The sequence below is a fragment of the Paenibacillus pinistramenti genome, from assembly GCF_005869875.1.
GTDB classification, from domain to species: domain Bacteria; phylum Bacillota; class Bacilli; order Paenibacillales; family Paenibacillaceae; genus Fontibacillus; species Fontibacillus pinistramenti.
On the sequence record NZ_VAWG01000009.1, the window covers coordinates 71,744 to 84,737 of the forward strand.

Genomic DNA, 12,994 nt, shown 5'->3' on the forward strand with positions numbered 1-12,994 from the left:
ATTAGCCGCCAGGGCGGCGGCGCTGCAAATTGCCAAGCGGTGCAAAAAGCCCCCGGCAGCAAGGCCGGCCCCTGCTGCAGGCTGAAAAGGGAGCGTGGACAATTTTTAAATCCGGGTGGTAGAATATGCCTTATTTATCATCTTAAATTAAGAGGAGAAGTATTGATGAAAAAAATGTACGCTTTACTGGGAAGCGCCCTGCTCGCCTCGGCCATATCCCTCCCGGCTTCCGCCGCATCCTCAGACCCCACTCTGATTCTGGTTGACGGCGAAGCTCTGCAGCAGACCAGCGGAGCTCCATTTTCCTCCGGCGGCACGACCTTTGTACCTTTCCGGGCGATCTTTCAAAAGCTGGGCATGCAGGTCGGATGGGACGCCAAGACCCATAAGGTTACCGGCAAAAAGGCAGGCCTGACGATCGAGCTGACCTTGGGCAGCAAGACGGCCAGAGTCAACGGAGCGGCCCAAACGATGGCGGCAGCCCCCGTCTCCAGGAACAACTCGGTCTTTGTTCCCCTGCGCTTCATCAGCCAGGCGGCAGGTGCAGAGGTGAACTGGGAGCCCGGCTCCGGTATCATCGAGATTGCGACAGCCGAAGCCAAAGAGCAGGATAAAGCCGATATTACCGCTTTGCTGCAGCAGATGGTGAAGGATTATGCCGATGAGAACCTCGGCGGTTATGAGGGTGCATTTTTCGATCCAACAGAGTTTGACTTCTCCGATCATTCCGATTTTATGAAGCGCAGTGATTTCTCAGATGAGATTACCGCTATGGATTTGGATTACCTGGACAGCTATGAAGCCTCGGTCTATGTAACGGAGCAGTTCAAATGGACAGGCGGCGAGTATTTTGCCGATTCCGAGGATACCTACATCTATACGCTCTTTAAAGACGAAGGGAAATGGAAAGTCAGAGCCATTGAGCTTTATGATACCTACAACACCGTCCCTGATTTAACAAAACCGGCTGCCGTGCCGGCGGATGCCGATCAGGCCGTGAAGGCCGTTCTGGCCAAGTACCTCCAGGCGGTTAATAACAAGGACTGGCAAGGGGTGCTTGCAACTTTTACGGCATATGAAGATGATTACCGCAAGAACCAGGATCAGCTTAATTACCAGGACACGTTTGACGCGGGCTTCAAATTCACCCTCCTGAAATCCCAGTATCTCTATAATTCGAGTGACATGATTGTCATGTACACGGAAGAAAAAATAGAAGCCGGGGCTGAGAGCGAACTAACTAAAGGCATATACACCTTTATGAAGGGAAATGACGGCAATTGGCTGATTTATTCGATCGTACGCCCGGTTGATAACCTGGACGGTGCAGCCGGCTACAGCTCCGATTATGAATAAATGTTTATGAATAGACAGGCCTGCTGATTATGGGATGCAGACTGGACGTTTTGGACCGCTCTTAGGGGCGGTCTTATTTTTGTGCGCATACGCTAAACCCTAAACCCGCTTTGGCCGGATTTTCCTTTCCGCAGCAGCATCAAATTTATCCAAAGCTGATATTGTTTTTGCACCCGTTATTGGATTATCATCGTTTTGGCTGACATGTACTTGCTGAATTGTTACGAATTGATGGCCGTTTACGGTATAATGATAGGCAGAGCAAACGAACACACCACAACCGGGTAAAGGAGCTTTCACTTGAGATACTACGTGCTAGACCGCGGAGATAACCTTTCGGTTGAGCTGGCCGAACAATTTCATAAATTAGCTGGTGAACATGGCTTTGAGCTCGACGCAAAATCACCGGAAATCGTGGTTTCGATCGGCGGCGACGGAACCATGCTGCATGCTTTTCACACCTTTATTGACCGGATTCCTTCCATAGCTTTTGTAGGCGTACATACAGGCCATCTCGGCTTCTATGCGGACTGGAAGGCGGACGAGCTTCCGGAGCTGGTCTCCTTGATGAGCGGAAAGAGCACCCCAGGCAGCATCAAGCCCCGTATTGTGAACTACCCGCTGATTGAGGTTGAGATTACCAAGAAATCCGGCACCCTGTCCTACATTTGCCTGAACGAATTTACGCTGAAGGGCACGGACGGAACCCTGGTTGCCCAAGTGGATATTAACGACCAGATGTTTGAAATGTTCCGGGGCGACGGCATCTGCCTCTCCACCCCTTCAGGGAGTACGGCCTATAACAAAAGTCTTGGGGGAGCGCTGATCCACCCGACCATAGAGGCTATGCAGCTGTCCGAAATCGCTTCGATCAACAACCGGGTATTCCGGACGATGGGCTCGGCGCTCCTGCTTCCCAAGCACCACCACTGCGACATTTACTCCCGCAAAGAGCAGAATCTCACGATCACGCTGGACCACATCAGCCTGCATTTAAACGATCTGCTGTCCGTCCGCTGCCAGGTGGCCCGCCAGAAGATCAGCTTTGTCCGGTATAGACCGTTCCCGTTCTGGGAGCGCGTCCGCAACGCGTTCCTCGATTAATCTTGAGAATACTATTAGACTAAAAAACAAGCAGGCATGAAGCGTTGAGCTCCGGCCTGCTTGTTTTGGTTGTTTTGCTGGTAGGGGTTGTTTTGCTTATGATTTGGTCTGCTTGTATGGTTTGGTCTGCTGAATTCAGCTATTCATGATCCTGCTTGTTCCGCGCAGAAGACGCTGCAAGCGGGGCGCGTTCCCGGGCAGCCTGCTTCTCGCGGTTATCGCGGCTTTCGCGGTTCTCGCGGCTTTCCCGGTTATCCCGATTCTCGCGATTATCCCGATTTTCCTTGCCCTCTCTTGCTTGATAAGCCTCTCTTGGCTCTTTAGCATCTTTAGCATCTTTAGCATCTTTAGGCTCTTTAGGCTCTTTAGCCTCTTTAGCGTCCTTATGATCCTTCTGGTTTCTGTGATCCTTCTGGTCCTTCTGGTCCTTCTGGTCTTTCTGGTCTTTCTGGTCCTTAGAATCGCGGTGCTCTTTCCCTTCACGGGCTTCGCGTGCCTCGCGGGCAGCGGCCTTGCTGGCCTCCTTGGCCTGCTTCATCTTGGCATGATGCTCACGCGAGGATAAGTGCTCCCTGAGCGGCGGCTGCTCTTTCGGCTGCCCGTCTGCCGTCATTTCCCCGGAATCCGGCTGATCCGGACTGACCATGTCGATATCCTTGATCAATTCTTTCGTCTTCTGAAGCACAAAATAAGCACAGCCAAAATTGCAGTATTCATTAATATAGTCAGCCATGCCGGAAATTGCCGTATCCCGGTTGGCTTTCGGATGATTGTCCCTGTAAAATCCCTTAAGCCGCAGCTGGTTATAGCCCCAATCCCCCACAATATAATCGTAGCGGTCAAGCACCTCGCTGTAGCGCTGCTTAAATGCTTCCGGATTCCAGCCGTTTCTGTGGTCCTGAACCAATTCATAGCTTTTGCTGCCGATTTGAATATACACCGATGGCCCCCCTTGTCCGTAAACAACTGCCGTTTACATCTGTTCCTTGTCCGTTAGGCCGGGTTGTCACCGCCGCGCCGAACATACTGCCCCCATTATAACATGAAAGCGGCTCATTTACTCCGTTCCCCCATGGATAAAAATCGGATTCCTGTACCAAATTAACGTTGAAGCGTTAATACGGGAGGGAACAAGATGAGCTTCACTTGCCAAGCCGCACGCAAAACAGCATTAAGCTTTCTTTCGGCTCTGCTGCTCTTCACCGGTGCCGGCCAGATCACTGCAGAAGCTGAAGCGGGATCAGAATCAAGGTCAGAATCAGGGGACGCAGCCGGCAAGAAGGCAGAACCGACGGCAGCGCAGATATTGCAGGAGCGGTATATGCTGTGCCAGGAAATCAGCGAACTGACCCAAGTGCCGTGGAACTACCTTGCCGCACTGGATCAATATGAACGGACCGTTACGCCCAAATCCAAACAGGAGCGCCTGAAGGGCAAGCTGGTCAGCCTGAATCCCCGTCCTGAATTTTGGGCAGGCTGGCTGAATCCGGATTCCTCCGATACCCATCCGGCGACGATCGCTTTGTTTGGCGGCATCGGAAGGGATGCGGACGGTGACGGGGTGGCAAGTCCCGACGATGACCACGACGCGCTGTACAGTCTCGCGCTTTATATGAAGAGCCTCGGACTGGCGGAGGATGACTTCCAGATTGCTTTATGGCGTTATTACCAGAATGAGCGGGCGGTGACGCGCATCCGCCAGTTCGCCAAGCTGTATCAAACCTTCGAGACGCTTGATCTGAACAAAACGGCCTTTGTGCTTCCGTTATCCAGCAGCTACAGCTACCGGAGCACCTGGGGGGACCGGCGCGGCTTCGGAGGGCTGCGCATCCACGAGGGCACGGATTTGTTCGCTTCCTACGGGGTTCCGGTGCGCAGCGCCTGCTACGGCATCGTGGAGACCAAAGGCTGGAACCGGTTCGGCGGCTGGCGGATCGGCATCCGCGACATCCAGAACCGCTACCATTATTACGCGCACCTGCAGGGCTTCGACAAGAAGATTGAAGTCGGCAGCCCGGTCATTCCGGGTCAGGTTGTCGGATGGGTCGGCAGCAGCGGTTACGGCGGGCCGGGCACTTCCGGGAAATTCCCGCCGCACCTTCACTACGGAATCTACCGCGATACCGGCCACCACGAATGGGCCTTCGATCCGTATCCGCTGCTGAAGCGCTGGGAGAACGAGGAAAGAAGGCGAAAATGACTTCTCCTCTAAGGCTGAATAAGGGAATTTCCGCCTGAGCCGTCAGCCGCGCCTGATGTGGAATTGGAAGCGGAATTTGCGCCCGAGCGGGAATTTGAGCTTGCTCCGGAGCCCGAACCCGAGCCGGACATGCTGCCCGTTTCTGCCGGTGTCTCTGAGGCTCCGGCGGAATCTCCTTGTTCCGCCTGCTCCGATGGCAGCGCGAGGCTCGGAGCGTTGGAGCCATTTTCCCCGACCGGCTGGCCTTTATTGTCGTAGTAATACATCGGAACATCGCCCACGACAAGCAGATAGGAGACAGGGATATCCGTTTCAACCGCCTGCGGACCCATGTTGAGGGGGACAATGACCGAAACCTCTGTCTTGATATGCAGGTACACCTCGACCAGGATCATATTGATGCCCGCATCCTGCCGGCGTGTATTGAGATCGACCTTCACATCGCTCTGCGGCTCAATCCGGATCGGAATCCGCGGGCCGAAGGAGGCCAGAATCGTGCTGCCGAGTGCCTGGCCGAGCGGAATCTTCTCGTTCAGCTTGGAGACCTGGTTCAAGGTCTGCTTGACCGTCTGAACCGTCTCTGACGTAATTTCCATATGGGCTTTGTAGTTCAGCATGAAGCCGGTGATTTTTCCATTTGAATCGGTCTTCCAGTCCACCAGGTCCCCGTACTGCTTGCCGTTTGCGACTTGTTCGGTAATCGCTTCGTTTAATGATTCCGTGGCAATCTGCTTGACCCGGATCTTGGCGAGCTCGATCAGCGGGCCTTCCATCTTCTTCTCCACGTAAGCAAACATCTGGATGAACAGGATTAGGAATACCAGAATGGCAATCAGCCAGACCAGCTTCTTATTGGACTTAACCTCCCGGCGCGGAGGGCCGCTGGCCGGCTTCCATCCGCCGCTACCCCCTGCTTTCCGGCCGCTTCCGCCGGACTTCCAGCCTTTGGACGCCTTTGGCCTGGTGCGAATGCCCAGAATCCGCCTGCTGCCCCACCGCCGCCTTCTTGGAACAATTATTCTGCCGCCTATGCGCATGATGATAACCTCCCGGCCTGATGCTCTCTGTTACAAGGTTATGCCGACAAGCACCAAAAAAGAAGACAGGGCTGCCAAGTCCCCCGGATTGGAGAACCAACACCCTGTCTGTATGTCCGATAAACGGCCTTTTCTTGTCCTAATGGACCCGGCGCGCAAAATCAACAAACTGGAACTTGTCCAGCCTGTGCCGGGATTCTGTAAATTGAAATAGAGTCGTATCCTCCAGATAGACATAGTTCCGCACGACTACAACATGCGACATTCCCCGGTAATCCAGCAGCCGGCGGTCCTCATCCGTCGATTCCTCAACCGAAATTTCCTTCTTGGCATAGCTGATCTTCAGGCCAAGCTCGTTCTCCAGATAGTCGTAGATCGACTTGGAGGCAATGTCCTCCGTCAGCTCGGGCACAATTTCAGGCAGGAAATAATCCTTGTCCAAAATCACACGTTCACCGTCAATGTCCCGGGACCGGATCACCGCCCATACCGGATCGCCCGGCTGAATCTGCAGATTGCGCGCAATTTCAGGAGACGCCGGTTCCCTGCAGGTCTTATAAACGGCTGTCTTGGTCGGCTTGCCGAGCTTCTCGGCCATTTCCTTAAAGCTGATCAGACCCGTAATCGGAAAATCCATCCGGTGCACGTCCAGCACGAAGGAGCCTTTTCCCTTCATTTTGTGGATATAACCGTTCTGCACAAGCAGGTTCAGCGCCTTGCGGACCGTTTCCCGGGTCGTTCCGTATTCGGCCGCCAGCTCGCTTTCCGAAGGGAGCTTCGTTCCCGGCACCAGCTGTCCATGCTGAATGCGTTCGACGTATTCTTTATAAATATGAAGAAAAATATTTTTGACCATGTTAATCACCGTCCCCATCTTAACACAACCCGTTCAGAGAACGAAAGCGCAGCCCTGGGCAGGACTGCGCCTCATTAAAGATTTATGAATCAGGACAACAAATGAACTTTAAGAACAGCCTGCTGCCCGCCTGCCTGAAGACCTGCCGGCATTTCCTCGACACTTTCAATTCCTGCTTGGCCTTCCGGAACAATGACCGGGGTAATGAGTGGAAGTCCCGCTTCGCGGATCAGATTCCGGTCAAATTCAAGCAGCAGCTGTCCGGCTTTGACCTGATCGCCCGTCTGCACATGGCATACAAAGCCTTCCCCTTTCAGCTTGACGGTGTCAATGCCGACATGAATCAGAATCTGCACGCCGCTGCGGTCCTCCAGCATCAGCGCATGTTTGGTCTTGGTCACATGCAGGACCGTTCCATCGAAAGGCGCGGTCACCCGGCCCTCTGCGGGTTCAATTGCAATTCCCCGCCCCATCTGTCCGCTTGCAAAAGCAGGATCCGGCACCTGCTCCAAGGCCACGACGGTTCCGGCAACCGGAGCCGAAATCTCGACGGTGCGGGCCGTTCTGTCCGCCGTGTTAACGGCAGCCCCCGCACGCTCAGCCTTTGCGCCCGAAGGACGCGAAGCCTGCACCGCTGTTTCCGAAGCGGCAGCTGTCAGTTCGGAGGCGTCAGTCCCGGACTCGGCGCCGGCTGCAGCGCGGGAGGGATTTTTTCTCAGCATTACTTTACCAAACAATACAGTCAGAACAAACGGAACAACCAGCACAATGCCCATACCGGCGAAGAATACGCCCCACTGTTTAGGGAAAATCGACAGGAAGCCCGGGATGCCGCCGACCCCGATGGAGGAAGCAAGCACATGGTTGATCGACAGCAGAATGCCGCCCAATGCCGAACCGATCATGCCGAAAATAAACGGATATTTATAGCGGATATTCACACCGAAGAGCGCAGGCTCCGTCACCCCGAGAAAAGCGGAGACCGAAGAAGTAACGGCCAGGCCTTTGCTCTTCTGCTCTCTGAATACAAGGAACATGGCAAGCGCTGCTGAGCCTTGGGCAATGTTGGACAAAGCCAGCATCGGCCACAGGAAGGTGCCGCCCTCGGAACCAATGAGCTGAACGTCCACGGCCAGGAACGTATGGTGCATGCCGGTAACGACCAGCAGAGCGTAGAAACCGCCGTAAATCAAACCGCCAAGCACCGGGAAGCTGTCAAAAATGTACACCACGCCGTCCGTAATCGCATTGGCGATGGCGAAAGTAACAGGCCCGATAATCGTAAAGGCCAGGAAGCCCGTGATCAGCAGCGTTACAGGCGCAACGACCAGCAGCTTGATCGAATCTTTCACATGCTTGTTCAGATAACGTTCAATTTTCGCAAGGATATAGGAGGATACCAATACCGGCAGCACCTGGCCCTGATATCCAATCTTCTGGATATGCCAGCCGAACAGGTTCCAGTAAGGAACCGATCCGTCAACCTTGGCCTGCGCATAGCTCCAGGCGTTCAGCAGGTCTGGATGGACCAGAATCAGGCCGAGCACAATCCCGAGCAGCGGACTGCCGCCAAACCGGGTAACAGCGGACCAGCCGATCAGCGCAGGCAGGAACGTAAAGGCCGTGTTCGCAATCAGATTAATAATCGACGCAAAATCATTCCATGCCGGGTACACCTGCACCAGCGACTTGCCTTCAAAGAAGATTCCCGTACCGGTCAGGATATTGTTGATACCGAGCAGCAGACCGGCGGTTACGATGGCCGGAAGGATCGGAATGAAGATGTCCGCCAGCGTCTTGATGGCCTGCTGCAGCGGGTTCTGCTTCTTGCCCGCCGCTTTCTTTATATCGTCCTTGGAGGCGCGCTGTCCGCCTGTAATCGTAATCATTTCATCATAAACTTTATCCACCAGCCCCGGGCCGATGATCACCTGGAATTGTCCTTGTGTTGAAAAATGTCCCTTGACGAGATCGTTCTGCTCCAGCATCTTCGTATTTACAGCGTTTTCATCATGCAGTACAAAACGGAGCCGGGTTACGCAGTGGGTGGCTGCCTCAATATTGCCCGCGCCGCCTACGGCTTCCACGATCTGTTCCACACTTCTTCTGTCGATCGCCATCTGGATCACTCCTTCCTATTGTTCAAACCATATTGTATTTGATCAAGCTCCCCGCCCTGGGGCGGCACCCGCGCCGGGGCGCGGGGCCTTGCCTTGCACTTGCAGTACCGTCCGCCCGCTTAGCGGCGGATCAGCCACATATAGGAGCCGTATGGCGGCAATACCAATTCTTGTTTCAAGGCCGGTGCAGTCTTCGTGCTGCCCGCAAGCAGCTCTGCCTCACCCTGCTCCAGCCATTCGCCGGCGAAAGAGTCCGGCAGGCGGTACTCCGCCTGGCTTCCGCTGAAATTGGAGACAACCAGCAGAGCTTCGCCCTGGCCGATACGCCCGTATGCAAAAATCTGCGGGTGCCCCTCATCCAGCCGGATGAATCTGCCCTCGGCAAAGACCGGCAGCTCCTTCCGCAAAGCGATCAGCTTCTTATAATGATGGAACACCGAATCCGGATCGGCAAGCTGCTCCTGCACGTTGATCTGCAGATAACGCTCATCCACGTTGATCCACGGCGTGCCCGCCGTGAAGCCGGCATTCACATCGCTGCTCCACTGCATCGGCGTGCGGGCGTTATCCCGGGAGCGCTCCCGGATAATCGCAAAGGCTTCTTCAGCGCTCTTGCCCTGCTCCTGCAAAATCCGGTGCATGTTGCGGGACTCCACATCCCGCATTTCCTCAATGCTCTTCCACTGCGGATTCGGCATGCCGATCTCCTCGCCCTGGAACACATACGGGGTGCCCTGCAGCCCGTGCAGCGTGGTCGCGAGCAGCTTCGCGCTTTCTATGCGGTGCCCGCCGTCGTCCGTGAACCGCGACAGCGCGCGCGGCTGGTCATGGTTGTTAAGGAACAGGGCGTTCCAGCCCCCGCCTTCCTGCATGCCGGTCTGCCAGCCGGAGAGCAGTGATTTCAGCTGCTCAAAATCATACGGCATCAGCTCCCACTTCTGCCCGTTCGGGTAATCCACCTTCAAGTGATGAAAATTAAAGGTCATGGACAGCTCTTCCTGCTCCGGGCTGGAATACAGGATGCAGTTGTCCAGCGAGGTCGAGGACATTTCGCCGACCGTAACCAGCTTGTAAGGCTTGAACACACGCCGGTTCAGCTCCTTCAGAAACTCGTGGGCCCTCGGCCCGTCCGTGTAAAATTTCCGGCCGTCACCCGGCGGCACACTGCCGTCGTCGTTCGGGAAATTCTGATTTTTCGAAATGAGGTTAATGACATCAAGCCGGAAACCGCTGACGCCTTTCTCCGCCCAGAAGGTCATCAGCTTGACAACCTCCTCAATGACGGCCGGGTTCTCCCAGTTCAAATCCGCCTGCGTCTTATCAAATAAGGTTAAAAAATACTGCTGCGTCGTTTCATCATACTGCCAGGCCGGACCGCCAAACTTGGACTGCCAGTTATTCGGCACGCCGCCGCCCGGCGCCGGATCCCGCCAGATGTAATAGTCCCGGTACGGATTGCTTCTGGACTTGCGGGCTTCCTTAAACCACTTGTGCTCCGTGGAGGAATGGTTCACGACAATGTCCAGCATCAGATGCATATTCCGTCTGCGTACCTCTCTCGACAGCTCGTCGAAATCCTCCATCGTCCCATATGCCGGGTCAATGCTGCAATAGTCGGCCACGTCGTAACCGTTATCATTTTGCGGGGAAACGTACACCGGCTGGAGCCAAATAATGTCGATGCCAAGCTCCTGCAGATAATCAAGCTTCTCTGTCAGCCCCCGGATATCTCCGGTTCCGCTGCCGGTTGTGTCTTTAAAGCTTTTGGGATAAACCTGATAGACGGTTGATTTCTTCCACCAATCCGAAGTCTGCCCTTGATGCATGGATGAACTCTCCCTCCATTGCTGTAATTGAATCATTGCCCGGTAAGCCGGCTTGAATTCAACTTTTAAACTGCGATTAAGAATGAATACGCTTGTTTATAACATGTATATACAAGTTAATTTATGGCCTCATTTTAAACCTGTATATACATGTTGTCAACAGAAAAATTAAGCCCTTTCATAAAATGGAACCCCTATTTCAGCCGGTTACAAACCGCTCCGCAAATAAAAAAAGACATTACCCTGAGCATTCCCGTAAGGGAATGCCCGTAATAATGCCTTGAAGCGTTTATATTATCTTCTTCTTATTGCAGCCCAGCCCATTCGTTCTCCAGCATACTCATTTCCCATAAATCCCAGTATTGATCGCCGAATTTTCTCGCTTCTCTTAGCAGTCCGTCCCTGACAAAGCCGGCCTTCTCATAACAGGCTAGGGCTGAATGATTATAAGCAAACACGCCCAGGTTGACCCGGTGGACTTTGAAATCGCCGAAGGCAATTCGCACAGCCTCTTCTATCATGCGCTGTCCGATACCTTGCCCTCTCAGGCTTTGATCTCCGACCAAGACTTTACCGACCCGCGCCGAATTGTTGATTCGGTCGATCTGTAGATTAATATGGCCGATCACTTTACCCGTTGCTTCATGGACCACCCGATAGATGTGTTTGTCGCTTGCCTCCGTGTTGGCTTGGCTCAAATAAGCCGCCAATTGCTGTTGATCCAGGGGAAACTGAAAGGTGTGGCCTCCCCATTGAATTAAAAATTGCGGCGAACTGATCCATTCCATCAGCTGGGCAAAATCCGCATGCCGGAAATATTCAAGCCGGATCATAACTCTCCTCCCTTCTCCGTTGCCGCAGTCAGTGGTATTGCCCTGTCAGATGCTCGTCCGTACCGGTTAACAGTTTGGTAAGCAGGACAATCTGGCCCGCATGGTATCCATAGTGTGCGGCAACCTGAACCAGCAGCCGGCCAATTACTCGGGTTTCACAGGTTTCACCTGCAGAAGCCTGAACCTGGTACATCCGGTTCCAGTCCTCCAGATCGTAATGGATGATGACCTCCCGCAGCAGATCATCGTCCGTCAGATCCGCTAATACAGCTTCCGATTCAGCGCGGGTGGTGCGCAGGAGCGCTGTCAGCTCCTTGTTCGACAGTCCCCCATCTGACGTAAATTCGCGGGACCGCTCCCGGATGAACGGCCTGTTCCCGATTGCACTGCTAATATTTTGATATTCGTTGCCTGCCAAATGCAAACAGAGATTGCCGATACTGTTCATCGTATCCTTAGGCCGCTTCCAGATCTGTTCATCGTTCAGCAGATTCAGGCTCCGCTCGATCCGGCCCAGCTGTTTGTTCAGGTCTTCCAACACGTCCTTGATCAGTTCTGCCATGTGAATCCCTCCCAATCGGAAAATGGATGTGATTAAAACTGAAACCGGCTCAGCTTTCCATTAATCTCAGCTTTCCGTTAACCTCAGCGTTCCTTCAATCGTTACATGTGCAGCTCCGCCAACCTGGATCATGACATCCGTATCGGCAGCGTCATCCGTATCGGTCCCCGGCTCGGCAGCCGCCTCCTTACCCGCCCCCTTCTTCAGGACGGTGACATAGAGCGTACCGGGACGTCCGAGGGCATCGCCCTGGCCGATGATGAGGTCTGTTTTTCCGCCGGTCAGGTTCTCCAGGGCAAGATATCCGGCCAAAGCGCCATTCGCCGATCCGGTCACTGGATCTTCAGGAATCCCGATCGAAGGCGCAAAATCCCGGGTATAGAGATCAACCCCCGGCTTGGCATCGAACGTAAACAGATGCGTGTTGTTAATGGAGTGCTGCTTATGAAACGCCGCGAGTTCCTGCTGCTTCGGCTTGGCTGCATCGACGGCCTGATGAGTCTTCACCGGAACGATCAGCGTCCAGTTGCCCGTATGGGCAAGCTTGATGGGATAACGCTCATCCAGCTGCTCGGCGTCAATGCCGATCAAACCGGCAAGCGCGAGCTTGTCAATGAACGGCGCTTCTTTTACTTTCGGCGGAATCTGTGTCATGGTCACCTTGACGGCTTCTTTTCCTTCTTTTTCCCAATAGACAGGAATCAAGCCGACTTGCGTTTCGAAGGTGATGTGATCAGCCCGATCGGCCCAGCCGGACTCATTGGCAAGCAGCCAGGCGGAAGCAATAGTAGCATGACCGCAAAAAGGGATCTCCACCTGCGGAGTGAAGTAGCGGACACGAAAATCGGCCTCCGGATCAGAAGGCGGCAGTAAAAAGGCCGTCTCAGACAGGTTCAGCTGGTTGGCAATTTTCTGCATTTGCGTTAGGGTTAATTCACCTGCATCCGGCACTACCCCGGCTGGATTCCCTTCAAACGGACGCCGGGTAAAAGCATCCACGTGATAAACGGAGATCTGCTTCATCTTCAACAACACACTCCTTTTTAACTATTCATCTTATAGAAGTTCCATCCCGGCGTAAAATGAAAAATTACTATACT

General features: G+C 53.9%; 11 protein-coding genes. 3 read left to right on the top strand and 8 right to left on the bottom strand.

Going from position 1 to position 12,994, the window contains the following annotated elements:
• Positions 1-165: 165 nt before the first annotated feature.
• Both FCN15_RS12045 and FCN15_RS12050 read left to right on the top strand, forming a co-directional pair.
• Entirely contained in the window at positions 166-1,356 is a 1,191-nt protein-coding gene (locus FCN15_RS12045) for a copper amine oxidase N-terminal domain-containing protein (protein ID WP_138495263.1), read from the top strand.
• Between the two features lie 300 nt (positions 1,357-1,656).
• Complete coding sequence (locus FCN15_RS12050; RefSeq protein ID WP_138495264.1) at positions 1,657-2,460, top strand: NAD kinase; 804 nt, start codon at positions 1,657-1,659, stop codon at positions 2,458-2,460.
• Positions 2,461-2,599: 139 nt separating this feature from the next.
• Here FCN15_RS12050 and FCN15_RS12055 read toward each other — a convergent pair whose 3' ends face one another.
• Complete coding sequence (locus tag FCN15_RS12055) at positions 2,600-3,400, bottom strand: YutD family protein (protein ID WP_238996650.1); 801 nt, start codon at positions 3,398-3,400, stop codon at positions 2,600-2,602.
• Positions 3,401-3,595: 195 nt separating this feature from the next.
• Between FCN15_RS12055 and FCN15_RS12060 the strand changes: the two genes are divergently transcribed.
• Positions 3,596-4,660, top strand: coding sequence for a M23 family metallopeptidase (locus tag FCN15_RS12060; RefSeq protein WP_138495265.1), 1,065 nt, complete (start codon positions 3,596-3,598; stop codon positions 4,658-4,660).
• Positions 4,661-4,668: 8 nt separating this feature from the next.
• Here the strand turns inward: FCN15_RS12060 and yunB are convergent, their stop codons facing one another.
• From yunB to FCN15_RS12095, 7 genes are all read right to left on the bottom strand, one after another.
• Positions 4,669-5,697, bottom strand: a complete 1,029-nt coding sequence (gene yunB, locus FCN15_RS12065) for a sporulation protein YunB (protein WP_138495266.1) — start codon at positions 5,695-5,697, stop codon at positions 4,669-4,671.
• Positions 5,698-5,836: 139 nt separating this feature from the next.
• Complete coding sequence (gene treR, locus FCN15_RS12070) at positions 5,837-6,553, bottom strand: trehalose operon repressor (protein WP_138495329.1); 717 nt, start codon at positions 6,551-6,553, stop codon at positions 5,837-5,839.
• An 89-nt stretch (positions 6,554-6,642) separates the two neighbouring features.
• On the bottom strand, positions 6,643-8,673 hold the full coding sequence (gene treP / locus FCN15_RS12075; protein ID WP_138495267.1) for a PTS system trehalose-specific EIIBC component: 2,031 nt from the start codon (positions 8,671-8,673) through the stop codon (positions 6,643-6,645).
• A 119-nt stretch (positions 8,674-8,792) separates the two neighbouring features.
• A complete protein-coding gene (gene treC / locus FCN15_RS12080; protein ID WP_138495268.1) occupies positions 8,793-10,499 on the bottom strand; it encodes an alpha,alpha-phosphotrehalase in 1,707 nt (568 codons plus the stop codon).
• Between the two features lie 305 nt (positions 10,500-10,804).
• Positions 10,805-11,332 carry a GNAT family N-acetyltransferase gene (locus FCN15_RS12085; protein ID WP_138495269.1) on the bottom strand — a complete coding sequence of 176 codons (528 nt, stop codon included), beginning with the start codon at positions 11,330-11,332 and terminating at the stop codon, positions 10,805-10,807.
• A 28-nt stretch (positions 11,333-11,360) separates the two neighbouring features.
• Positions 11,361-11,894 (bottom strand): DinB family protein, encoded by a 534-nt coding sequence (locus FCN15_RS12090; protein ID WP_138495270.1) that lies wholly within the window; start codon positions 11,892-11,894, stop codon positions 11,361-11,363.
• A 66-nt stretch (positions 11,895-11,960) separates the two neighbouring features.
• A complete protein-coding gene (locus FCN15_RS12095; RefSeq protein ID WP_138495330.1) occupies positions 11,961-12,917 on the bottom strand; it encodes a PhzF family phenazine biosynthesis protein in 957 nt (318 codons plus the stop codon).
• Positions 12,918-12,994: the final 77 nt, after the last annotated feature.

Excerpts from the sequence above, each read along its gene's own strand:
- FCN15_RS12045 (WP_138495263.1), top strand. The coding sequence starts at position 166 with ATGAAAAAAATGTACGCTTTACTGGGAAGCGCCCTGCTCGCCTCGGCC.
- FCN15_RS12060 (WP_138495265.1), top strand. The coding sequence starts at position 3,596 with ATGAGCTTCACTTGCCAAGCCGCACGCAAAACAGCATTAAGCTTTCTT.
- yunB (WP_138495266.1), bottom strand. The coding sequence starts at position 5,697 with ATGCGCATAGGCGGCAGAATAATTGTTCCAAGAAGGCGGCGGTGGGGC.
- treR (WP_138495329.1), bottom strand. The coding sequence starts at position 6,553 with ATGGTCAAAAATATTTTTCTTCATATTTATAAAGAATACGTCGAACGC.
- treP (WP_138495267.1), bottom strand. The coding sequence starts at position 8,673 with ATGGCGATCGACAGAAGAAGTGTGGAACAGATCGTGGAAGCCGTAGGC.
- treC (WP_138495268.1), bottom strand. The coding sequence starts at position 10,499 with ATGCATCAAGGGCAGACTTCGGATTGGTGGAAGAAATCAACCGTCTAT.
- FCN15_RS12085 (WP_138495269.1), bottom strand. The coding sequence starts at position 11,332 with ATGATCCGGCTTGAATATTTCCGGCATGCGGATTTTGCCCAGCTGATG.
- FCN15_RS12090 (WP_138495270.1), bottom strand. The coding sequence starts at position 11,894 with ATGGCAGAACTGATCAAGGACGTGTTGGAAGACCTGAACAAACAGCTG.
- FCN15_RS12095 (WP_138495330.1), bottom strand. The coding sequence starts at position 12,917 with ATGAAGCAGATCTCCGTTTATCACGTGGATGCTTTTACCCGGCGTCCG.